The organism is Algoriphagus algorifonticola, from assembly GCF_007655305.1.
Taxonomy (GTDB): Bacteria; Bacteroidota; Bacteroidia; order Cytophagales; family Cyclobacteriaceae; genus Algoriphagus; species Algoriphagus algorifonticola.
In genome coordinates, this window is record NZ_VLOG01000056.1 from 13,259 (window position 1) to 34,524 (window position 21,266).

Sequence of the window (21,266 nt, forward strand, 5' to 3'; positions counted from 1 at the left end):
AGACCGCAAATATCCAAGTATCCTAGGGATAAAACAAGCTGAATAAAATGATAGATACTTTAGAAATTAAGAAACAATTCGCCTAAGTCATTGATTTAAAAAGTGTATTGATTTATCTTAAGTAAAATTTTTCTTTATGAGCAGTTTGGTTATCAACCTATTCTTAGCGGGTTTTGCCTATGTCATTGTGATTTACTTTGTAGCCACCATGACAAAAAATTCGCTGAAAAAGGGAAAAAGTAATGGTGATGATGGAGATGGTGGGATTGAAAATCAAAGCCCGCCTAAAATTGATTTGCCTCCTGGCGTCATCTGGCCAACTAGCCCAAAAAGCCCGAAAAAGTCTCCTGAGCCAGTAGATGTTTAATGGCATTTTTCACAAACTCCCTGTACCAATAAGCTCATTTCTTTTTTCTTAAAGCCTTTTGGAAGTTTGATGTCAGGTAAGCTGATGCTGTCCAAGCAGGTGGTTTCACCACAGATTTCGCATTTGAAATGCACATGCTCATGATCGTGCTCATGCTCATCTTCATGAGAGCATAATGCATATTTAGTGGCTCCGCTATCATCCAAGACTTTATGAATGATATCCTTTTCCAAAAAAGTGTTGAGGCTTCTGTAAATAGTTACCCGGTCAAATTGATTCTCCAGTTTATTTTCCAGGTCACTATGCGCCAAGGCTACCTGTCTATCCAAAAACTCCTGAATAATATCCAAGCGGCAGTCAGTGATGCGTAGCTTATGTCTTTTTAATATGGAAAGCGGTGTCAACATGCGTTCAATTATTCTGCAAATTAAGGAATTTGAACTTTTACAAAAAAAGGCGCCCAGAATTGGACGCCTTTCTTGATATAACTGGAATCCAATTATTTTGGATCCAAAATTTGAGCTATTCTTTCTGCCAAATCCTCCAAGTGTAACTTAGACATGGTATCAGAAGTTCGCGGAATAGCTGATCTGATTTGTCTTTGAAGGGTTTTCAGCTCTCCTCTCGCCATCGGTCTGATATCAGACTGAGAAGCGTTGATTTGAGGCCCTACAAATCTTCTGAATGCTGCAGGCACATTGGGCTCATCACCTGTCAATAAGAGCTCCAATCTTTCGATATGCGCTCTCTGAAGCGCTCTTCTGTGCACATCTATGCTTCTTCCTGCTGGCAGTTCGGTCCAAATGCCTTTTCTTAAATCATCGAATAATTCCGTGATTTTATAAGCATCGTTTCCGTTTAGAGCTTCGTTTTCGATGACTCTACCCAATCGGCCCCAATCCAGGATTCCGTTTAGAGTACCTACTTGTAAGCCTCTGATTCTTTCCAAAGCTCCAAAGTCGCCTGTTCTCGCGATGATTTCTTCTTCCATCATCCAAGTTGGAGTTTGGAATAAATTCTCATTCAAGAAGGCTACAGCTGATTTCTGAAGGTTTTTAGGGTTGTGTGAATACACTGGCTCGCCTTGTCCGGTCGCTTTATAAACTTCCATTACTCCGCCCACATGGGTTCTTACGTGTCCCATATATCTATTGAACTGACCTAAAACCTGTCCGTACATTTCTTCCAAATCTGAGAAGTTTTTGTAAGGCTTGTCCTCTTCAGCGGTCCACTCCATTAGATTAGGCATAATTCTCTTTAGGTTCTTAATTCCATACTCAGAAGCTTTCATGGAATTGTCTCCCAAGTCTTCACTTTGGGTGGTCGGATCATAAGAATTTCCCTGACGTCCATATCTGTATACAGGATCACCTTTTTTCGCCAGAATCCACTGATCTAGAGTTGGCAGCTCCTCTTCTGGAGTTTTTGCATCTGGAATAGGTCTATAGCCCCAAGCGATAGCATATTTATCATAAGGTCCTACATCTGGCATTAAACTTACGCCCTCGTCTTCAGGCTGAGCGATATAATTAAATCTCGCATAGTCCATAATAGATGGAGCTGTTCCCATTTCTGCAGTGAACTTTGGATCACGTAGTTTTTCCACAGGATAAGCATGAGAAGAGGCGAAGTTGTGTGGCAAACCAAGGGTGTGACCCACTTCGTGCGCTGATACAAATCGGATCAATCGTCCCATTACTTCATCTTTGAACTTCACACTTCTAGCTTCTGGATTGATAGCAGCTGTTTGGATGAAGTACCAGTTTCTCAAAAGGTTCATCACATTGTGATACCAGCCGATATCTGATTCGATGATTTCTCCGGATCTTGGGTCAGATACGTGAGGTCCGTAGGCATTTTGAATGTCAGATGCAAAGTAGCGGATAACCGAGTAACGAGCATCTTCCGGGCTCCAGGTAGGATCTTCTTCAGGAGAAGGAGCTTCTTTTGCTATAATGGCATTTTTGAAACCTGCCGCTTCAAAAGCTTTTTGCCAATCTTCCACACCTTGCTTTAGATAAGGAACCCATTTGGTAGGAGTAGCAGGATCGATATAATAAACGATAGGTTTTTTAGGCTCTACCAATTCTCCACGCTTGAATTTCTCCATGTCTTCCTCTTTCACTTCCAGTCTCCAACGATCTAGGAATCTACGTGATTCGGCTTTTTGTGCATCTGCACCATAATCCACATAGGACCTACCGAACCAACCCACTCTCTGGTCAGCAAGACGCTGCATCATTGGCTCCTTTGGAAGTAAAACCATAGAGGAGTTCATTTCCAAAGTGATCAATCCTGTTGAGCTGTTTGATGGTGGCTCAGCAGCCGCGTAAGTCAAAACATAGCGGGCTTCAATATTGATAGGGTAGGTATTGATATGAACGATGTATGAACGATCTCCATCCAGTCGCTGCACTCTGTACTGTGTTCTTCTGTTTCTCTGAAGACCAAGTGCCTGCACATCTTTTGCAAACAAATCAGTAGCCTCAATCACAGTTCCTGTAGAATCTGTTGCTTTGGATTTGACATCAAATCTTTGAAGTATAGGCTCCAAGTTGGAGTTTTGAACAGCCTTTGCGATAGGCAAAGAATCAGCAGCATAATTATCTACCGAAACTACTTTCAAAAGGACTGCATCCTTCTCCTTCTCCCATCGAAGCATCAAGGTGTTGGTTCTTTCTCCTCCATATCCGATTCCGTCTGCAGTTTTTGCAATGGTGGTCACCATCAACATATCTCTGCCAAACAAGGAATCAGGAATTTCATAGAAATATTTATCGTCTATTTCATGAACTTTGAATAAACCGGTTTTGGATTTTGCATCTTTAGTGATGACATCCTTGTAGGGTTTTGGGCCCTTGTTATTTCCACCATTTTGGGGTCTAGCTGGTGGAGTAGTGGCTGCTGGGGTGTTTTTGGAATCTTTCTTTTTCTTTTTCTGAGCAAAAGCATCCTCAGAATAGAACATGACACCAAGCAACCCAATCAGCAATGTAAATCTCCTCAGAAATTTGGGTAGCGTGTTTTTCATAAGTATTAGTTTTATTTTCGATTTAAATAACCTTCAAAAAGAGCTAAGTGTAAACTCTGAAACTTAATTTTTGATGGACGGTTTATTCATAGAGTTAAAGGCAATACATTGTTGATTAAAAAAAGGGTAATCGTAGTAGGGGGAGGGCTGGCTGGTTTGATAGCTGCCTGTCAATTGGCCAAAAATGGACACTTGGTCCAACTGTTTGAAAAAAAGCAATATCCCTTTCATAGGGTCTGTGGGGAATATGTGTCCAATGAAGTTTTGGATTTTTTGAAAAGGGAAAATCTATTCCCTCAAACAGCTCATTTCCCTTCCATTTCTAAATTTGAATTTTCAGACACAAAGGGGAGTAGCATTTCCATGGATTTGGATCTGGGTGGTTTTGGTATCAGTAGATATTTATTAGATGATTTTTTAGCTAATCAGGCAATGCAACTGGGCGTAGAATTATTACAAAATAAGCCAGTCGAAAATATCAATTTTAACACTGGTGTATTCGAAGTAATTACTCAGGATCAAAGCACTTATGAAGCTGACTTCGTCATAGCTGCCCATGGGAAAAGATCTAAACTCGATAAAGTCCTGAATCGGCCTTTTATTGAAAAGCGTAGTCCCTACATTGGGGTCAAATACCATATCCGAACTGATGCCTCCAAAGAAACTGTTGCTCTTCATAATTTCAAAGCAGGCTATTGTGGACTGAATGCCATTGAGGAAGAAAAATTTAATCTATGTTATTTAGGATCACGTGATGAGCTGAGAAAATACGGTTCTATTCCGGAAATGGAGGCTCAAACTTTGTTTAAGAATCCCAGATTGAAAGAAATTTTCAATTCAAGTGATTTTTTGTTTGAAAAGCCAGAGGTGATCAATGAGATCAATTTTGAATTTAAAAGACCGGTAGAAAATCATGTACTGATGGCTGGTGATGCAGCGGGTTTGATTACTCCCCTTTGTGGAAATGGAATGGCCATGGCGATTCATTCAGGGAAATTGGCCGCTGATGCAATTCATCTGTTTGATAGGAGGGATGAAGTGGAGAATTATTATCTGAAAAACTGGAATTTAAATTTTAGCCGAAGGCTGAGAGTAGGCAGGGTGGTCCAACGATTATTTGGTTCAGAATCAGCTTCCTCTTTTGCCAGATTTATATTGTCGGATTTTCCTGTAATTAGTAAAGTCATCATGAAAAACACCCACGGTACTCCCATCTAATAGGCCAAAACCTGCAATATTTGAGTGTTTTCGAGGAAATAATAAAAGAAGAAGGCATTCAGAATCAAAGCTGAAATACTGTTCATCCCCATAGTCCAAGAGTAGTTGGCGTACTTTTCAGGATTGATTCTGACGAAATTAAACCAAAGAAGAAAGTAAAGAATGATTGGAGCCATGGCTCCCAAATACACCCAAAAGTAGTACTCCTGATTTCTATCCAGAAAGAACCAAACAAATCCAGCCCCTGTAAGAGCGAAAATCAGCGCTGAAAACCCGAATGTTCCTTTGATTCCCAAATATCTACTCAATGTCATATCTCCTCTTCTGGCATCTTCTCTATGCTGGTAAACCTGTGTCAAAGGATAGTTACCCCATAGCATCAGGGAAGTTAATAGGCCTGGAATCATGACATGGGGCTTGAGGAAGATATTCCAACCAAAATCACTCAAGCCTGCATAAGCCATTGCAAAAGTGAAGTAACCCTGGAAAAGCCCGGCAATCAACCAGCTCAGCCAAGGATATTTTTTAAGCCGTATGGATGGGTGGCTATATGCCATACTGACTAATCCGTAGACTAAAAGCATGCTGCTGAAGGCGAAGCTGATTTTGAATGCCAAAATCAAAGCTATAGCAAAAAAAACAAGGGATAACCAATAAAGATCTGGGGTTACTTTAGGAGGATTTTTGATTCCCCCAATGCTTTCCTCATCCTTGTCATAGTAACTATTATACCCATTGCTGGATGGGTAAAGAAATAAATGTAAGGATAAAAAAACCCACAGCATTCGCTCTCCATTGAGATTTGGGGTTAATGCCAAGGCAAAAAAGTAAACTGGAAGCAGGAATAAAGAAAATGGAATCCTGAGGTGCTTTAAACTGGAACGAGTGATCATATCGTAAACTTAGGCTAAATAACCTTTAGAATAGTGTGTGGTTTACTTGCTAATCATCTAATTTAGAAATATTCAGTTAACTTGATCTTATGAGCACTTTTATTAACAGTATAGGATTGGCAAATCCCGGTAATCCCATTCTTCAAGAAAATATTGCCGGATTTATGAAAATTGCTCACGGATTAGATGAGAGAGAAGGGCGGAAGCTTTCATTTTTATACAGAAAATCAGGAATCAATACCCGGTTTAGCGTTTTGACTGATTTTGAAAAAGCTAACCATGAAGACTTTGAATTCTTTCCTAAAAGCAAAAACCTGGAGCCCTTTCCCAGCACTAAATCAAGAATGGGTGTTTTTACCCAAGAGGCTCCTAGACTTTGCGAGGAAGCTGTTCTGAATTGTATCTCTGGGTCTCATATTTCCAAAGATCAAATCACCCATTTGATTCTGGTTTCCTGTACGGGAATGGTTGCGCCGGGAGTGGAATTGGAATTAATGAAAAGGTTGGGCTTGGAAGATACTGTGGAACGTTATTGTGTTCACTTCATGGGTTGTTATGCTGCCTTTACAGGATTGAAGTTAGCTGATAAAATTATCCGCTCGGATTCTCAGGCTAAGGTATTGGTGGTTACGGTTGAGCTGTGCACCCTTCATTTCCAAAAGGACTATTTAGAAGATAATATTTTGGCCAATTCCCTTTTTGGAGATGGGGCGGCAGCGGCATTGGTTTCGTCCAGTCCCTCAGGTTTGGCGATCAAATCCTACCTAAGTAGAGTGCTGAGAGAAGGCGAGCAGGATATGGCTTGGGGAATAGGTGATTTTGGTTTTGAAATGAAGTTGACCAAATATATTCCAAGCCTTTTGGACGGGGGTATCCAGCAACTCAAAGCAATGTTTGAAGATAAGTTCAATCTGTCCAAGATCAAAAATTTTGCAATTCATCCTGGAGGAATGCAGATTTTGGCTAAAGTTCAGGAAGCATTCGGATTGGGAAAAGAAGTGAATTTTCACGCCATGGAAGTATTGAAGCAATTTGGCAATATGTCTTCCGCGACAATTTTATTTGTATTGTCCAGAATGATGAAAGACGTGGAAGTAGAAGGAGATATTCTTTCTATGGGATTTGGTCCCGGATTGACATTGGAAACTCTTTTACTGGAAAAAGCATGAGCCGATTTTCACAACGTTGCGAAGACAAAGAGTTGATGGATGATTTGGAATGCTCCGGTGAAGAACTGGAACAAACTCTAAAGGAACTCAAAACTATCAACAAGCTATTGGGAGGTAATTATGTGACTACCAATGGACTTAGAAAGCTGATTGGAAAATCAACTGATAAAACTTTTTCAGTGGCAGATATAGGCTGTGGAGGTGGAGATATGATCCGAGTCATGGATGATTGGGCAATTTCCCATGATTTTAAGCTGAAATTTACCGGAATTGACGCAAATCGGAACATTATAGACCTCGCGAAGGTTAGGTTAGCAGATAAGCCGGAGATTGACTGGACAATTCAGAATGTTTTTGACCCGGCTTTTTCAAATCATCGGGTAGATATCATTACCTGTACGCTCTTTACACATCATTTTACTTCCCAAGAATTGGTTGATTTGCTTTCTGCTTTTAGAAAGAAAGCCAAGGTGGGAATTATCATTAACGATTTGCATCGCCATCCACTTGCGTATTATAGTATCAAGTGGTTGACACGGATTTTCAGCAGGTCTAAAATGGTCCAAAACGATGCGCCGCTTTCTGTGCTGAGGAGTTTTTCGAGAGAGGATTGGGAGAATATTTTGAAAGCGTCAGGATTCAAATCCTGGAAAATAAAGTGGTACTGGGCCTTCCGATGGCAAATCCTGATTTCATGTGTCTATAATTGATTTTCAAAGGCCACATGGAGTCTCGCATGCTTGATAGTCATTCCGATGTGTGACGGATACTTCATGCTCGATTTCATTTGTTTAATTTAAACTAAATCATTTTCAATGGAAATTACACCAGAAACCTTATCAAAAATTACCGAACAGGGCATAGAACTAGCCTATACCATTGTTCCTAAAATAATTTATGCGATCATTTTTTATGTCGTAGGTCGCTTCATAGTCAACAAGCTTGTTAAGGGTTTTAAAAGAGTCCTAGAAAAGAGGGATGACAACCCCTCGTTGAATAATTTTTTAGTAGGAGTTGTCAAAGTAATTTTAAATGTGACCCTATTTATTGGGGTTGCCACCACCATTGGAGTTGAGTTTGCCTCCTTTGTAGCAATTTTGGGTGCTGCAGGTTTGGCGATTGGTCTGGCACTGCAAGGATCCTTATCCAATTTTGCAGGTGGAGTTTTGATTTTATTATTCAAGCCCTTTAAAGTAAATGATGTAATAGTTGCTCAGGGTCATACAGGCGTGGTGAGAAAAATTGATATTCTTTATACTCACATGACGACTTTTGACAATAAGGAGATTATTATTCCAAATGGTAGTCTGGCTAACAACGATATTGTCAACATGAATACTCAAGAAAATAGAAGGGCCGATTTAACAGTCGGAGTAGCCTATGGAACTGATATCAAAAAAGCGAGGCAGATTATTTTGGATGTATTTGATAAGGACGAGCGAGCATTGAAAGATCCAGCTCCAGTGGTCTATCTGACTAATTTCGGAGATAGCTCTCTTGATCTATCAGTTCGAGTATGGGCTAAGACAGCAGATGTATGGCCTTTGTATTGGGATGGTATGGAAGCTATTAATGATGCATTTGAGAAAAATGATATTGAAATTCCGTTCCCTCAGAGAGTGGTACACAAAGCAGAAATCAGTTAAACAAAAAAGAGGCTGTCTCAAAAGTGCAATTTGTCACATTGAGCGAAGTCGAAATGTAGGCCACAACGATAGGAATGGCCTTCGACTCCGCTCAGGCTGACATTAGAGATATTTATGAGACGGCCTCTTTTTTTTGCCTAAATTTTAATCTCTAGGAAGATTGATGGTTTTACTTCGGTCACCTCTAGATAAGGTGATCTCCCTATCACATGTTCCGTCTCCAAAATTGATAGTAAGCAATGCTTTATCCTCAAGTTTTCTTGCCAGGATGCCACTGCTAGGGATTCTGATGCCACTGGCCACGCATCTTTGAAAAAAGACCAAAGGCTGGAGAATTTCTGATTTGAACTCTTTTCCTTCTCGGTTTTTACCTATTGTAGTACCAGTAAGTTCCCATCTCAATCCATCAGAGGATGCACTTGGTAAATAGACTTTCTTCTGGTGTCTGGATGCAAAAGTTCTGAAGCTTCCATCAGGCCAAATCATTTTACCTGCTTCTACAACCATGTTAAAGGTAAAGCTCTTGGAGTTTTCGTCGAAACCAAGGTTTTTTACAACTCTAATTCCTTCAATTTTCCTTTCATTCACATAGTAATTGTCAAAAGTTGTAGTGATTACTGTTCCTGGTGCCCAATATCTTCCGGTATATTTTACAATGATTTTACCTTTCCGAATGACACCCCTTGGACTGCTACATCCTTCACCAAAGTCAATGATCATGGTTTTTTCTCCTGGCAACCAAGTGATTATAGCCCGGTCACAAAGGTCTTCTTCCAAGGCAACCATGTTTCTATCCCCAAAATCATTTCTTTGAAAGCCTGTTAAGACCACCTCATCAATATCCTCCAAGGAGTTAGTGAACTCTGTCTCCTGTGATGCTTCTACACTGTCTTGTTCTTGAATAAGTACAGAATCTTCATTTTCTTGGCATCCCACTAAAAATAAAAATGCCATCAATAAAGCCAGTAGATTTGTTGTTTGCCTGTATTTCATTGCTTTGTGGTTAATGTTTGTTACATGCATTAGATGCAAAAACAATATTCAGGTTTAATATCTGATCAAAATTTCTTCTAACTGCTTCCTTTCAATGTCTGGCACATAGGTTTCTTTTGCGGGATAGCCAACTGGCAAAAGGAGAAAGGGTTTTTCATGTTTGGGCCTTTGGAGGATATCTGAAAGGAAATTCATGGGACTGGGGGTGTGAGTAACTGTCACAAGCCCTGCCTGATGAATGGCGGCAATCAAAAAACCACAGGCTATCCCTACGGATTCATTTACATAATAATGCTGAATCTTTTCTCCATCCTGCATTCCATAGGACTGTTTGAAAACAACTATCAAATAAGGAGCTATTTCTAAAAAGGGCTTTTCCCAGTCCGTACCCAATGGAGCGAGGTCGTCTTTCCAGGACTCAGGCATTCTACTTGTGTAGCTTATTTTTTCCTCTTCCTCTGCTGCAATTCTGATTTGCTTTTTCATTTCCGGATCAGAAATCAAACAAAATGTCCAGGGCTGTTTATGAGCTCCCGATGGTGCTGTTCCTGCTGTGCGGATGATATTTTCCATTACGTTCAAAGAGATATTTCTAGAGTCAAACTCCCGTACAGTCCTCCTTTGATTCATAAATTCAAAGTATTTTTTTGCAGCAGTCTGACTCTCTTGGTCAGAATACTTGGGCCTCCTGTAGGAAACGTGCAGGTGACCATTGATCAGTTTTTTTTCCATGGTAATAAAAAACGGCTACCTGAGAAAGATAGCCGTTTGAATTGATTCTTTGAAGTTTAATCAAATGTAATTTCTTTAGAACCACCCGGATAAGTGAGTATGACTGTTTTATCGCAGGTCCCTGTTCCATAGTCAATTCTAACCTCAGCTCCTCCCGATACAAATCCCAATACTCCGCTACTCGGGATTAATACTCCTGAATCCACGCAGTCTTGAGTAACTGTGAGAGGGGAGATAGTAGAAGAGTTAAAATTGGCTCCGGCTCTTCCCTTACCATTGGCAGTACCTGTGATTTCAATCTGATATCCCTGACTTCCCAGACTGACCGACCTTACTTGTTCTGAATTAAAGCTTACAAAAGTATTATCCGGCCAGGTGACTTTACCATTGTTGACCTCTACTGTCAAATTCACTTTGCTATTAATTAGATCTATGCCCGTATTGGTGATTTTTCGCCTTCCCTCTACTTTTAATCCTTCTACTTCATAGCCATCGAAAGTAGTAGTGACAGAGGCTCCCGGAAAGAGAAAATTACCTGTGTAATCCAGGATTACCTTTCCTTTTCTGGTGATGCCCGAAGAACTGGTACATCCCTGACCAAAATCAACAATAATCTTTTTAGTATCTCTATTGACATTGATATCTACACCGGCGCAGATTGATTCATTTTGGCTAGCCATAATTCTAGCACCAAGACCACTGGATTCCAAAACCGTCAAGGTGTAATTGTCCATGTCTTCATAAACCCTATTGACAGCGATTTCATCATTAACTGCAGATAAATCTGGCTCAGGAAACACAGAGTTGGAGTCTGAGCAACTCTGCAAGCCTAGGAATAAAAGCCCTACCAGAGCTATATTGAATAGTTTTTTCATCTGTTTATAATTTGTTTTTTAGAGGTCAGATAGCTTGTCCCGAAATTGATTCGGGATAATCTCGCACCACTTACAATCATGCCTGTGTGTGTCGCTTGCGTCGTGCTCGATTTCATGGATTTTAATTAATGATTAAAAATTACTTGGGCTTTGATTTGTTAGCGCCTTTGGAGGAATTACTTGCGCATCCAATATTTTTGGTGAAAGATACATCTTCCGGAAAAATTCCTTGATTGGCGAGTGAACCCATATCAAACTTCTCTGATTCCTCATTTGGATTCTTTTTTTTCTTGCTTTTCATGACGTGTTTAAAGTTAGGACAAGTATTGGCTCTGTCAAAGTGAAGGGATTTCTTTCTTACTGTGATTAGTCAATGACCTATATTTGGGGATGAAGTATTTTGATTTTAAAAACGCTGACTTAGAGGATAAAATTTCCAAACTCAGGAAAAAAACCGCCTCTCTGTCTTTTTTGAGGCTGCTGACATTCCTGGGATTAATAGGCTTTTTTGTTTTGATGATAGCAGAATCCATGATTTGGGGATTGGTATGGATTGGTTTTATTATCCTGTTTATTCACTTGATCAAGTCCTATAATTTTTGGAAAGACCAAGAAGCCATATACAAGGCTTTGGATCAGATCAATCAAAATGAGAATTTGAGGCAGGAAAGAAAATTGGAAAGCTTAGACCCAGGTATAGAGTATTTGGATAAAAAACACCCTTTCTGCAATGATTTAGATCTTTTTGGAAGCCATTCAGTTTTTCAGCTACTCAACCATACTGTGAGTCCTGAGGCAAAAAATCAGCTTGCGAATTTATTGAAATCACCGATTGCCATTGAGGAATCTGAACAAAACCGGAAAGCTATAGATGAGTTAGCAGAATCTCCCGATTTTCTGAAAGCCTTTGAAGCGGTTGGGAAGGCCTTTTTCAATTCAGATGTCAAGCATCATCAATGGGAGGAATGGTTAAAATCCGAGGATAAAAGAGTTCCATGGTCACTTTTTGTAGGATGTTTGGGCCTTTTAGGAGGGATCATCTTAGGGGTATTGGTCTACATCAGCTTAGTTCCTTCAGCTTTTTTGGGAGTTTGGGTACTGATTGGGATGGCATTATTGGGATTTGTCTTTAAACCCTTGCAACTGGCAGCGGAAAAAATCCCTTCTCAGTCAACTTTAAAGACCTTCAAAAACTGGTTAGTTCTTTTGGAGAATCAGCGATTTGAATCATCGGCCCTGCTAAGGGATTTGGAAGTTTTTCAAGAGAAAAATCATAGAGCATCCGAAGTTCTCAAAGAGCTGGATAGCCTTGGACTTTGGGTTCAAAACAGGATCAATATCTTATATATCCCAATCAATCTATTCTTTTGGACTGACCTTTTGCTCTATTACAAGATGGTCAAATGGAAAGCTCGGTTTGGAAAATTAGTTAGCAAATATCCTCATATTTTATCCAAATGGGAGGTTTGGGTTTCTTTAGCATCATTCCGGTCTGAATTGGAAGCTGATGGAGAAGTTTCCATAAAAAATGGATTAGAATTGGAAACAACTGCTCTTTATCACCCGCTTTTGCCTAAGGGGAAAGCCGTGGCTAATGATTTTTTGATTTCGGAAAAGCAAAAGCTCAGCCTTTTAACAGGGTCAAATATGTCCGGGAAAACTACCTTCATGCGGACTTTGGGAGTGAATATTGTTTTGGTAAACATAGGATTGAGGCCTTTTGCAGAAAAGATGGAATTGGGCCAATTTCAGCTTTATACGAGTATGAGAAATACCGATAGTTTGGGTGAAAGCGTGAGTTCCTTTTATGCGGAACTTAACAGGATCAAAACTCTAATCGATTTGATTGAATCTGGAGTACCTGTTTTCTTTCTTTTGGATGAAATTCTGAAAGGCACCAATACCGAGGATAGAATAGCTGGAAGTGAGGCATTGATACGGCAATTAAAAGATAGTAAGGCTTTGGGTATCATAAGTACCCATGATATAGAATTGGCTGCGCTTGAAGATCAGATTCCTTATGTAAAAAACTATAGTTTTCATTCAGAAATACATAATCGGAGTATTGACTTTGATTACAAATTGAAAAAAGGACCATGCACAAGTTTTAATGCCCATAAACTGATGGAGTTGATGGGCATTAAGTTCCATAAAAGGTGAGGTGGATATTGTTTGATTTTGTATATTGAATAACATTTTGTTTCACTTAAATTTTACTACTATGAATTCGCTTTTGTATTTAGTGGCGGTTATTTTAGTTATTGGTTGGATCTTGGGTTTTTTCGTGTATAGTGTAGGAGGTTTGATCCATATTTTGCTGGTATTGGCACTGATATCAATCATTTTAAGGTTGATTCGGGGAAGATAAGTACCAGTTAAAATCAGCGATATCAACAATCTGAAGGATTATCCTTCAGATTGTTTTATTTTTGGCCTAATGAAAAGCGCAAAATCATCCATTCTCGGTGTGTTGGGTGGTGGGCAGCTGGGACGCATGCTCATTCAGTCAGCCATCAATTACAATCAGGACATTCATATTTTGGACCCGGATCCTCAAGCTCCCTGCAAGGACTTGGCTCAAAAATTCACTTGTGGATCTCTCAAAGATTTTGATACGGTTTATGCCTTTGGGCAAGATTGTGATGTAATTACAGTAGAGATTGAAAGTGTTAATACGGACGCTTTAGCCAAATTAGAATCTGAAGGAAAGCAGGTTTTTCCGCAGCCTCATATTTTGAAACTGATTCAGGATAAAAGAGAGCAAAAGCAGTTCTATCAAAAAAATGGAATTCCAACAGCTGAGTTTATCTTGACAGAAAACAAAGCTGAAGTTATAAAAAATAAAGGCTTTTTACCGGCTGTTAATAAACTGGGAAAAGAAGGCTATGATGGAAGAGGGGTTCAGATATTAAGGAGTGAATCTGATTTGGATCAAGCTTTTGATGCACCGGGCCTTTTGGAAAAGCTCATTGATTTTGACAAAGAGATTGCGGTGACTGTTGCTAGAAATAAAAAGGGAGACTTGATTGCCTACCCGGCGGTCGAATGTGCTTTCCACCCTACGGCCAATTTGGTAGAATTTCTTTTTGCGCCAGCTGAGATAGCAGATTCAGTGGAAAAGAAGGCCCAAGAAATTGCAAAAGAAGTCATTCTCAAGTTGGATATGGTAGGGATTTTGGCAGTGGAGATGTTTGTGACAAAGTCCGAGGATGTGTTGGTCAATGAAATTGCACCTAGACCACATAATAGTGGACACCATACCATAGAAGCCAATTTTACTTCCCAATTCGAACAACATTTACGTTCTGTGATGAATTGGCCTTTGGGAAACCCAGACTTAAGATGTCCTGCTGCCATGATTAATTTACTGGGAGAAGATGGATTTACTGGTGAGGCAATTGTGGAAGGTCAAGAAGATGCCTTATCCGAGAAAGGAGTTTACATCCATCTGTATGGTAAAAAGCTGACTAAACCATTTAGAAAGATGGGGCATGTAACTCTATTGGACGAGGATATAGAGCAGTTAAAAGTAAGAGCACAGCGAATTAAAGATTTGATTAAAATAAAAGCATAAGCATGAATCCACAGGTAGGAATAATAATGGGAAGTCAGTCTGATCTTCCGATCATGGCAGAAGCGGCCGCTATTTTGGAAGAGTTGGGGGTAAGTTTTGAAGTGACTATAGTTTCTGCCCACAGAACGCCAGATCGCATGGTTGATTATGCAAGGTCAGCCAGAGATCGAGGTTTAAAGGTAATTATTGCAGGTGCCGGAGGTGCTGCACATTTACCCGGGATGGTTGCCTCCATGACCAGCTTGCCTGTTATCGGTGTTCCTGTTAAGAGTTCTAATTCCATTGACGGTTGGGACAGCGTGCTTTCAATTCTTCAGATGCCAGGTGGCATACCGGTAGCCACAGTGGCGCTCAACGGGGCAAAAAATGCTGGTATTTTAGCTGCATCTATTATAGGAGCTTATGAGCCTAAGATTGGAAAGAATTTGGATGAGTTTAAAAACTCTTTGAAGGTTAAAGTAGAAAAAACAGCCAAAGACCTTGAGTCCTTAGGATGGAAGGGAATGCTTAAGGACAGCTAAGCTCGGGTTATGAGTTCTAAATGGAAAAGAGTCATCAAATTCAAAATTGGGGATGTTCCCTGGGAAATCCCCTTGAATGTGCTCTTGTTGTTGATTTTTATTGCCATTGTGATGATGGCAGGAGGGGCCTATCTGGGTTTTAAGTTCGCCTCAGGGCAGCTTAATCCATAAACATTCCCCACCCGTCATCAGATTTTTTGTCGGAATCAAAAGTTGTAATCCAAGAAAGAAAAAGCTTTCTAAAATCTTCGATTGCCACTCTTAATAATTCCAGATGTTCTTCAGCATGTGTTTCTTCCAAAGCCAGTTGATAGGTCATGGAATTGAGACTTTTGGCATGAAGTTTCATGAGAACTGCATTTTCCATTTTGGTGATGTAATCAGGAAAGTTTTCTGCAGCACTGAATTTGGCGCTCATTATAGCGGCGTCTTCCATCATAATATTGCCATATAATTCTCTTCTTGCTTCATCCAAGCTTCCCACCAAGGCTCTTGTCAAGCCGATGATTTCCTTTGATTTTTTCATCAAAGGATGCTTGAAAATTCTCTCCTGTTCCTTGCGGTAATCAAATTCCCCATCTTCTTCGAAGTCAGGTTCATCATCAAAGTCGTCCCACATGCTTAAAAAATTTTATTGGTTATTAGAAAGGTAATTTATCCTCTTCGCTATCAGAGTAAAAGGTATCTACTTCAGGAGCATTGGAAGAAGGAGCGGATCCATTACCACCGTTTTTATCAACTTTGTAAGCTTTGACTTCTGTATACCAACGATTGTTATATTCACGGCTTTCTACATCCACGCTCATTGTGACATTTTCTCCCACTTCCATTCCGAATTGATCGATCTTGTCCCCCCAAATGGCAACACATACTTTTTTAGGATATTGACCTGGTGTTTCAATAATAAATTCCTGCTTTCTCCAAGCATTTCCGCTTTTTGAATTTCCACTTACCTCAGGTAGTTTTTGAATTACTTTTCCGCTTAATTCCATTTTTACTAATTAATTTACTTGATAAACGAAGGTAAGCAAAAGCAGGGAAAGTCTGGTTTCAGGCGTATGAAAACAAAAGGCCTGAAATTATTTTTTTAACAATTCTTGGCATTAAGATTGAGTTTTAAATAAGTATTCTCATAAGGTTTTAAAATGTATCGTAAGAGAATTTGAGTTCTACAAAATATACTTTGGCATGTAAGAAATTTCTGGAATTGCTCCATTTTTTCTTTGCATCCAACGTATCAAAAGCATACTTTTAAAACTGTTTTAAAATCTTCCACTCTAAAAAAATACTATGGCTTAGACTTTTACGTTCTTCATAAACTAAATCAAATGAGTAAGCGAATAGGTCCTAAGGACAGCGAGTTGATAGCTCAGTATAGAAATGGCAGTGAAGCTGCTTTTGATCATTTAGTAGATCGGTATAAGTCTAAAGTTTACACCACCATATTTTTGATCGTCAAAGATCAAGATTTGGCAGAAGATATCCTGCAGGATGTTTTTGTGAAAGTGGTAAAAACTCTCAACTCAGATAAGTACAATGAGGAGGGTAAGTTTCAACCCTGGATTATGAGGATTGCTCATAATCTGGCGATTGATCACTTTAGAAAATCCCGTCGATATCCCACCATTATGATGGAGGATGGGTCGAATATTTTCAACTCTTTGAAATTTTCTGATGGAAATGCAGAAGAAAAACAGGTAAGAGAAGAAGAAATCGATCTAGTAAAGCGTTTAATAGAGGAGTTGCCTGAAGCTCAAAAAGAAGTCTTAATCATGAGACACTATATGGACATGAGTTTTCAGGAAATTGCAGATCAGACAGGAGTAAGTATCAATACTGCTCTGGGGAGAATGCGATATGCGCTGATCCATCTGAGGAAGAAAATGAAACAATTAAATTTTGCCTATGATAAAACCATTTACCCCAAATGACTTGATTAGATATATCTATCAGGAAATGCCGGAGGTAGAACAAGAGCTCTTAATGCAGGCCTTGCACAAAGATGAAAACCTGATGCAAGATTACATGGAATTGCTGAGCGCGATAGAGCAATTGGATTTACTCCAAATCAATCCTTCGGAAAAAGTAGTACAAGCTATCAAGTTGAAAGCTAAATCTACGGGACTTCAAAAAGTCTGATACTGGTAACCCCGCTTCGGCGGGGTTTTTTTATTAGTTGGCACGGACAAAAGCTGAGGCAGCCTGTATCAACTCTACATTGGTGGAGGGGGTGAATCCATGCCCTTGACCCTCAATTTTCCTAAATTCATGAGGCACGGAGTTTTCTTGTAGTTTACTTTTTAAAAGATCACTCTGAGAAATGGGGACAACTGTGTCTGCTGTTCCGTGGAAAAATATGGTAGGCACAGAATTACTGTTTATATAATTGACCGGACTGGATTCTAAGTATGCTTGGGGTTTGTTTTCTGGAGTCCCCTGAAGAATTTCTGTAAGTCCCAATGCAGTCAAAGAATTAAAATTGAATAGTTCAGCCAAATCAGTAGGGGGAAAGAATGCAATAACCGCTTGAATATTTCCTATCTCAGGATTCTTATAGCCATGCAAAAGGGCTAAATGTCCTCCCGCACTTGCTCCGGCTATCACAATTTGGTTTCCTACATTCCATTCGTCTTGTTGTGAAATAATGTATTCTATTGCGCTCTTGACGTCATTTTCCTGAGTTGGAAATGGATTTTGCCTACTCAAAAAATCAAAAAGTCTATAATTGATTGCTACATACGCATATTCTGGAAATGCTTGATCCAATAATGGTTTAACCTGAGCAAACTCATCTTTGCTCCCATCAATCCAAGCTCCTCCGTGTATATATATAAGGAGTGGGGTGTTTTCCATGCTCCTTCCACCTGGTAAAAAAACATCCATGGTCTGTCGCATATCGGACCCATAAGAGACATTGGAAAGCTCTAATGCAGGTAAAGGTACGTTTGGGTCCAGGTTTTCATCTGGATTGCAAGAGAAAATCAGGAAACTAAAAGCCAAGAAAAAAAATAACTCTGCTTTTTTGAAGGGGAGTTTAGCCAGCATCTTTTAGAACCATTTTATTAATGAGTTAATCAACTGTTTTGTTTTTAGTCCGTAGGGAGGTCTGAGAAGAGTAACGTTATTAAGTCCAACACGTTGCTTCAAAATTCCCTTTTCATTACTAAATGCCAAAAATCCATGATATCCATGGGCTTTCCCAATACCACTGTTATTCACCCCTCCAAATGGGAGTTCATTATGTAGGAAGTGTAAAACACAGTCATTGATCACAGCATTGCCTGAGCTGGTTTGGTGAAGAATTAATTCTTGTTCAGCTTTTTCCTGAGAAAATACATACAATGCCAAGGCTTTTGGTTTGGCATTAATATAATTGATGGCCTGTTGAAGTTCAGAATAGGTGATGATGGGTAAGATGGGTCCAAATATTTCCTCCTCAGCGATTTTCATGGAGTCAGAAATTCCCGTAATAAGGGTGGGTTCCAAATATCGATGATGTTGATTTCTTTTACCACCAAACTCAATTACTGCTCCCTTTTCCTCTGCATCTTTCAGATAGTCATCCAGTCTCTGAAAATGTCTGTCATTCACGATACGAGCTAAATCAGGTGATTTTTCGATTCCCTCATAGTTAGAGTCATACATTTCCTGAATTCCAATTTTTAGTTCACTCAATAGGAGATCTTTTTGGCTTTCATGAACGAGAATATAGTCTGGGGCCACACAGGTCTGTCCGCAGTTTACCAACTTGCCCCAAACGAGCTTTTTGGCAGTGTCTTGGATATCAGCGGATTCGGTAACAATCGCTGGTGATTTACCTCCTAACTCGAGAGTTACAGAACAGAGGTTTTTGGCAGCATTTTCCATCACTATCTTTCCTACTTGAGGACTTCCTGTGAAGAAAATATGATCAAAAGGGAGTGCTAGTAATTCTTTGGATACTTCTGCATCACCTTGAAAGACCGCAATCTGATCTTTTGGAAATATTTCTGAAATCATTTCTTCAATCAATGCTGAAGTTGCAGGCGTCATTTCAGAAGGTTTGATGATAGCTGTGCAACCTGCAGCGATGGCAGAAACTAAGGGCCCAATCGCCAGATTAAAAGGATAATTCCAAGGGGCGATGATGAGAGCTGTTCCTTTGGGTTCGGGCTGTATGTAAGCTTTTGTTCCGAGCATGGGAAGAGGAGTGCTCTGAGATCTAGACTTCATCCAGGATTTGAGGTTTTTTAAGGCATGGTTAATTTCAGAAGTGACAGGAAAAACCTCGCTTAGGTCAGTTTCAGTTTTAGGTTTTTGAAAATCCTTCCAAAGAGCCTCATGTATTTGGGAATGATGAGCTTGTATCCAAGTCCTTATTGCTTTTAACCGATCCTTTCTTTCCTCCAATGTGGAGCTTCTCCATGTGATAGAAGTTTTCTGGTGGCTTTCAAATACAGATGTAATTTCAGAGTTAGCGTTTTGGTTTTTTTGTTCTTCCATAGAGGGAATATAATAAAATTGGACTGGCCTGAAATTCTAAAACTTCACAGAACAATATTTTATGATTTTTATCAACTTTTCCCGTTTTGTTTAAGAAAATGAAATAAAAATTAAACAAAAGTCCTTACATGACCAATTATTTTCATTTCACATTAATAAAATTGCTTTTTATTTTAAAATAAATGAAAATTTATTTGGTGATGAAAAACAAAAAAGTGTATTTTTACGACATAAATTTGTTTGAATTTGATCTTGCTTCATAAAGTTTACTTCTAATTCAAGAAAAATGAAAGCAAGTGAGAGGTCATAAAAGAGCTATCAAAGACTCTTTTATCAAAAAGTAAGATATAACGAGAAAAGATTACGAACTCAGAAATTTTAAATACAACGATATGGACAAGTTATCCCATTTTGGAACAAACCTAATGCGATCTCTAAGTGGACTTTTAAGGAGATTAGGTGATTTGAAGAGGTTGGAAGGGAGTAAAATCATATGGTTCCTCCTTCTCTTCTTTTTTATTCAAGGGTCATTATGGGCACAGGAAGGGATAAGGCCTCCCTACCCAAACTGTCCTCAAAATAACGTTAATGTAACTAGAGTTGATTTTTTTGACGAGGATGGCTTGCCTTTTGATCCGTTGGTTGAATATGAAATCGGGACTCCTGTTTCGGGTCAAATATTTTTTACTTTTGGAGGGAGCACCAATAATGCGTATTCTATGTATACGCAATATGATATTTTTATTAATGACCAATTCGTAGAGACCGTAATTTTGTGTTTGTTTCAAGGGCAAACAGTGATCAAAAACACTCCGACTTTTGCAGATGATTTTACATGGGCTTGGGGTGACAAGTTTGAAATTAAGAACATCTTCATGAGATGGGAAACTGGACAGCCCAAAAATGTCCCATGTGGTGATGGTTCTGGAGGAAATGCCCAATGTTATGGAAATATAGATGGGTTTTTAGTGAATACTCCATTGGTGCCTAACTTTAACTTCGAAACGAATTGTTCCAATTATGAGGTAAACTTCACTGATGCTACAATAGGAGGCAATCTTCCTTATAAATCTCGAAATTGGGATTTTGCAGGACTGGGGAATTCAAGTCTACAGAACCCTACTTTCACTTTTCCTTCGGCTGGATCTTATGAAGTCACGCTGACTGTTGTCGATCAACTAAATATCACTAAAGATATTACCAAAACTGTAACTCTTTTTAATTCTTTATCGCTTACAAATACAAAAGTAGATGACGATTGTTCAGTTGATCCAACAGGTTCAATTGATATTACTGTTTCCGGTGGTGATGGGTCCTATACTTATGCCTGGTCCACTACCGATGGTTCTGGATTAGTAGTCAACGCCGAAGACCAAACAGGCCTATCTGCTGGTACCTATTCAGTCACCGTAACAGACGGCAAAGGGTGTTTTGTCACCAAGGATATTACAATAATAAAGCCAGAGACTTCTCCTGCTCCTTCTGCAGCATCTTTTGAATTTTGCGAGGGCTCGGGAGACCAACTTCTGGATGTGGATCCAGTTTCAGAATCCTATCAAATAAATTGGTATGATGAATCAATGGATCCACTGCCTGGAGCTCCTACTGTTGCTACCACCTCCGCTGGAATATTTACTTATTACATCACCCAGTCTAGAGTTGACGAAACAGAATGTGAAAGTGAAGTGGCTGAAGTAAGTGTAACAGTAAACCCTGCTCCTGCTGCTCCGGTATCCGGAGGTGATCAGGAGATCTGCGAGACTGA

General features: G+C 39.5%; 24 protein-coding genes. 13 read left to right on the forward strand and 11 right to left on the reverse strand.

The window, feature by feature from the left end:
• Window positions 1-136: 136 nt before the first annotated feature.
• Window positions 137-367: a hypothetical protein gene (locus FL972_RS15540; RefSeq protein WP_091653686.1), complete on the forward strand. Its 231-nt coding sequence runs from the start codon at window positions 137-139 to the stop codon at window positions 365-367.
• On the opposite strand, the gene FL972_RS15545 is transcribed toward FL972_RS15540, so the two are convergent.
• Both FL972_RS15545 and FL972_RS15550 read right to left on the reverse strand, forming a co-directional pair.
• A complete protein-coding gene (locus FL972_RS15545) occupies window positions 364-774 on the reverse strand; it encodes a Fur family transcriptional regulator (RefSeq protein ID WP_091653688.1) in 411 nt (136 codons plus the stop codon). The genes FL972_RS15540 and FL972_RS15545 overlap by 4 nt on opposite strands.
• Window positions 775-866: 92 nt before the next feature.
• Window positions 867-3,398 carry a zinc-dependent metalloprotease gene (locus FL972_RS15550; protein WP_144606724.1) on the reverse strand — a complete coding sequence of 844 codons (2,532 nt, stop codon included), beginning with the start codon at window positions 3,396-3,398 and terminating at the stop codon, window positions 867-869.
• A gap of 108 nt (window positions 3,399-3,506) precedes the next feature.
• On the opposite strand from FL972_RS15550, the gene FL972_RS15555 reads away from it, so the two are divergent.
• Window positions 3,507-4,616 carry an NAD(P)/FAD-dependent oxidoreductase gene (locus FL972_RS15555; protein ID WP_317129957.1) on the forward strand — a complete coding sequence of 370 codons (1,110 nt, stop codon included), beginning with the start codon at window positions 3,507-3,509 and terminating at the stop codon, window positions 4,614-4,616.
• Here the strand turns inward: FL972_RS15555 and FL972_RS15560 are convergent.
• Complete coding sequence (locus tag FL972_RS15560) at window positions 4,613-5,509, reverse strand: UbiA family prenyltransferase (protein WP_144606726.1); 897 nt, start codon at window positions 5,507-5,509, stop codon at window positions 4,613-4,615. The two genes, FL972_RS15555 and FL972_RS15560, sit on opposite strands and share 4 nt — an antisense overlap.
• 89 nt (window positions 5,510-5,598) lie before the next feature.
• Between FL972_RS15560 and FL972_RS15565 the strand changes: the two genes are divergently transcribed.
• From FL972_RS15565 to FL972_RS15575, 3 genes are all read left to right on the forward strand, one after another.
• Window positions 5,599-6,678: a type III polyketide synthase gene (locus FL972_RS15565; protein WP_144606728.1), complete on the forward strand. Its 1,080-nt coding sequence runs from the start codon at window positions 5,599-5,601 to the stop codon at window positions 6,676-6,678.
• Entirely contained in the window at window positions 6,675-7,388 is a 714-nt protein-coding gene (locus FL972_RS15570; protein ID WP_144606730.1) for a methyltransferase domain-containing protein, read from the forward strand. Before FL972_RS15565 ends, FL972_RS15570 begins: the two co-directional genes overlap by 4 nt.
• 105 nt (window positions 7,389-7,493) lie before the next feature.
• The gene (locus FL972_RS15575) at window positions 7,494-8,324 is read left to right on the forward strand and encodes a mechanosensitive ion channel family protein (protein ID WP_144606732.1); all 831 of its coding nucleotides are present in this window, start codon (window positions 7,494-7,496) and stop codon (window positions 8,322-8,324) included.
• Window positions 8,325-8,468: 144 nt separating this feature from the next.
• Here FL972_RS15575 and FL972_RS15580 read toward each other — a convergent pair whose 3' ends face one another.
• The 4 genes from FL972_RS15580 to FL972_RS19460 form a co-directional block, all read right to left on the reverse strand.
• A complete protein-coding gene (locus tag FL972_RS15580; protein WP_222116046.1) occupies window positions 8,469-9,278 on the reverse strand; it encodes a hypothetical protein in 810 nt (269 codons plus the stop codon).
• 93 nt (window positions 9,279-9,371) lie between these two features.
• A complete protein-coding gene (locus FL972_RS15585; protein WP_144606736.1) occupies window positions 9,372-10,049 on the reverse strand; it encodes a nitroreductase family protein in 678 nt (225 codons plus the stop codon).
• A 56-nt stretch (window positions 10,050-10,105) separates the two neighbouring features.
• Entirely contained in the window at window positions 10,106-10,924 is an 819-nt protein-coding gene (locus FL972_RS15590; RefSeq protein WP_144606738.1) for a hypothetical protein, read from the reverse strand.
• A gap of 139 nt (window positions 10,925-11,063) precedes the next feature.
• Window positions 11,064-11,225, reverse strand: a complete 162-nt coding sequence (locus FL972_RS19460; protein ID WP_186300131.1) for a hypothetical protein — start codon at window positions 11,223-11,225, stop codon at window positions 11,064-11,066.
• Window positions 11,226-11,314: 89 nt separating this feature from the next.
• On the opposite strand from FL972_RS19460, the gene FL972_RS15595 reads away from it, so the two are divergent.
• The 5 genes from FL972_RS15595 to FL972_RS19465 all read left to right on the forward strand — a co-directional run bounded on the left by FL972_RS15595 (window position 11,315) and on the right by FL972_RS19465 (window position 15,190).
• Complete coding sequence (locus FL972_RS15595; RefSeq protein WP_144606740.1) at window positions 11,315-13,084, forward strand: MutS-related protein; 1,770 nt, start codon at window positions 11,315-11,317, stop codon at window positions 13,082-13,084.
• A gap of 61 nt (window positions 13,085-13,145) precedes the next feature.
• Window positions 13,146-13,292, forward strand: a complete 147-nt coding sequence (locus FL972_RS15600) for a lmo0937 family membrane protein (RefSeq protein WP_144606742.1) — start codon at window positions 13,146-13,148, stop codon at window positions 13,290-13,292.
• Window positions 13,293-13,361: 69 nt separating this feature from the next.
• Window positions 13,362-14,498: a 5-(carboxyamino)imidazole ribonucleotide synthase gene (locus tag FL972_RS15605; RefSeq protein WP_144606744.1), complete on the forward strand. Its 1,137-nt coding sequence runs from the start codon at window positions 13,362-13,364 to the stop codon at window positions 14,496-14,498.
• A 2-nt stretch (window positions 14,499-14,500) separates the two neighbouring features.
• Window positions 14,501-15,019, forward strand: coding sequence for a 5-(carboxyamino)imidazole ribonucleotide mutase (gene purE, locus FL972_RS15610; protein WP_144606746.1), 519 nt, complete (start codon window positions 14,501-14,503; stop codon window positions 15,017-15,019).
• Window positions 15,020-15,028: 9 nt separating this feature from the next.
• A complete protein-coding gene (locus FL972_RS19465; protein WP_175557887.1) occupies window positions 15,029-15,190 on the forward strand; it encodes a hypothetical protein in 162 nt (53 codons plus the stop codon).
• Here FL972_RS19465 and FL972_RS15615 read toward each other — a convergent pair.
• Both FL972_RS15615 and FL972_RS15620 read right to left on the reverse strand, forming a co-directional pair.
• The gene (locus FL972_RS15615) at window positions 15,180-15,638 is read right to left on the reverse strand and encodes a hypothetical protein (RefSeq protein WP_144606748.1); all 459 of its coding nucleotides are present in this window, start codon (window positions 15,636-15,638) and stop codon (window positions 15,180-15,182) included. The two genes, FL972_RS19465 and FL972_RS15615, sit on opposite strands and share 11 nt — an antisense overlap.
• A gap of 22 nt (window positions 15,639-15,660) precedes the next feature.
• Window positions 15,661-16,011 carry a DUF3127 domain-containing protein gene (locus tag FL972_RS15620; RefSeq protein ID WP_144606750.1) on the reverse strand — a complete coding sequence of 117 codons (351 nt, stop codon included), beginning with the start codon at window positions 16,009-16,011 and terminating at the stop codon, window positions 15,661-15,663.
• A 336-nt stretch (window positions 16,012-16,347) separates the two neighbouring features.
• Here FL972_RS15620 and FL972_RS15625 point away from each other — a divergent pair, with 336 nt between their 5' ends.
• Both FL972_RS15625 and FL972_RS15630 read left to right on the forward strand, forming a co-directional pair.
• Window positions 16,348-16,950, forward strand: coding sequence for an RNA polymerase sigma factor (locus FL972_RS15625; protein WP_091653712.1), 603 nt, complete (start codon window positions 16,348-16,350; stop codon window positions 16,948-16,950).
• Entirely contained in the window at window positions 16,925-17,158 is a 234-nt protein-coding gene (locus tag FL972_RS15630) for a hypothetical protein (protein WP_091653714.1), read from the forward strand. The genes FL972_RS15625 and FL972_RS15630 overlap by 26 nt, the downstream gene beginning before the upstream one ends.
• A 33-nt stretch (window positions 17,159-17,191) precedes the next feature.
• Here the strand turns inward: FL972_RS15630 and FL972_RS15635 are convergent, their stop codons facing one another.
• Both FL972_RS15635 and FL972_RS15640 read right to left on the reverse strand, forming a co-directional pair.
• Complete coding sequence (locus tag FL972_RS15635) at window positions 17,192-18,064, reverse strand: alpha/beta hydrolase (protein ID WP_144606752.1); 873 nt, start codon at window positions 18,062-18,064, stop codon at window positions 17,192-17,194.
• Window positions 18,065-18,067: 3 nt separating this feature from the next.
• Window positions 18,068-19,501, reverse strand: a complete 1,434-nt coding sequence (locus FL972_RS15640; protein WP_144606755.1) for an aldehyde dehydrogenase family protein — start codon at window positions 19,499-19,501, stop codon at window positions 18,068-18,070.
• Between the two features lie 392 nt (window positions 19,502-19,893).
• On the opposite strand from FL972_RS15640, the gene FL972_RS15645 reads away from it, so the two are divergent.
• On the forward strand, window positions 19,894-21,266 hold a 1,373-nt coding region (locus tag FL972_RS15645), incomplete at its 3' end, for an Ig-like domain-containing protein (RefSeq protein ID WP_144606758.1).

Bases quoted from the DNA above. Each gene is read 5' to 3' on its own strand.
- FL972_RS15630 (WP_091653714.1), top strand. From the start codon at position 16,925: ATGATAAAACCATTTACCCCAAATGACTTGATTAGATATATCTATCAG.
- FL972_RS15585 (WP_144606736.1), bottom strand. From the start codon at position 10,049: ATGGAAAAAAAACTGATCAATGGTCACCTGCACGTTTCCTACAGGAGG.
- purE (WP_144606746.1), top strand. From the start codon at position 14,501: ATGAATCCACAGGTAGGAATAATAATGGGAAGTCAGTCTGATCTTCCG.
- FL972_RS15540 (WP_091653686.1), top strand. From the start codon at position 137: ATGAGCAGTTTGGTTATCAACCTATTCTTAGCGGGTTTTGCCTATGTC.
- FL972_RS15545 (WP_091653688.1), bottom strand. From the start codon at position 774: ATGTTGACACCGCTTTCCATATTAAAAAGACATAAGCTACGCATCACT.
- FL972_RS15600 (WP_144606742.1), top strand. From the start codon at position 13,146: ATGAATTCGCTTTTGTATTTAGTGGCGGTTATTTTAGTTATTGGTTGG.
- FL972_RS19465 (WP_175557887.1), top strand. From the start codon at position 15,029: ATGAGTTCTAAATGGAAAAGAGTCATCAAATTCAAAATTGGGGATGTT.
- FL972_RS15615 (WP_144606748.1), bottom strand. From the start codon at position 15,638: ATGTGGGACGACTTTGATGATGAACCTGACTTCGAAGAAGATGGGGAA.
- FL972_RS19460 (WP_186300131.1), bottom strand. From the start codon at position 11,225: ATGAAAAGCAAGAAAAAAAAGAATCCAAATGAGGAATCAGAGAAGTTT.
- FL972_RS15635 (WP_144606752.1), bottom strand. From the start codon at position 18,064: ATGCTGGCTAAACTCCCCTTCAAAAAAGCAGAGTTATTTTTTTTCTTG.
- FL972_RS15620 (WP_144606750.1), bottom strand. From the start codon at position 16,011: ATGGAATTAAGCGGAAAAGTAATTCAAAAACTACCTGAGGTAAGTGGA.
- FL972_RS15640 (WP_144606755.1), bottom strand. From the start codon at position 19,501: ATGGAAGAACAAAAAAACCAAAACGCTAACTCTGAAATTACATCTGTA.
- FL972_RS15550 (WP_144606724.1), bottom strand. From the start codon at position 3,398: ATGAAAAACACGCTACCCAAATTTCTGAGGAGATTTACATTGCTGATT.
- FL972_RS15580 (WP_222116046.1), bottom strand. From the start codon at position 9,278: ATGGCATTTTTATTTTTAGTGGGATGCCAAGAAAATGAAGATTCTGTA.
- FL972_RS15565 (WP_144606728.1), top strand. From the start codon at position 5,599: ATGAGCACTTTTATTAACAGTATAGGATTGGCAAATCCCGGTAATCCC.
- FL972_RS15605 (WP_144606744.1), top strand. From the start codon at position 13,362: ATGAAAAGCGCAAAATCATCCATTCTCGGTGTGTTGGGTGGTGGGCAG.
- FL972_RS15575 (WP_144606732.1), top strand. From the start codon at position 7,494: ATGGAAATTACACCAGAAACCTTATCAAAAATTACCGAACAGGGCATA.
- FL972_RS15560 (WP_144606726.1), bottom strand. From the start codon at position 5,509: ATGATCACTCGTTCCAGTTTAAAGCACCTCAGGATTCCATTTTCTTTA.
- FL972_RS15595 (WP_144606740.1), top strand. From the start codon at position 11,315: ATGAAGTATTTTGATTTTAAAAACGCTGACTTAGAGGATAAAATTTCC.
- FL972_RS15570 (WP_144606730.1), top strand. From the start codon at position 6,675: ATGAGCCGATTTTCACAACGTTGCGAAGACAAAGAGTTGATGGATGAT.
- FL972_RS15590 (WP_144606738.1), bottom strand. From the start codon at position 10,924: ATGAAAAAACTATTCAATATAGCTCTGGTAGGGCTTTTATTCCTAGGC.
- FL972_RS15625 (WP_091653712.1), top strand. From the start codon at position 16,348: ATGAGTAAGCGAATAGGTCCTAAGGACAGCGAGTTGATAGCTCAGTAT.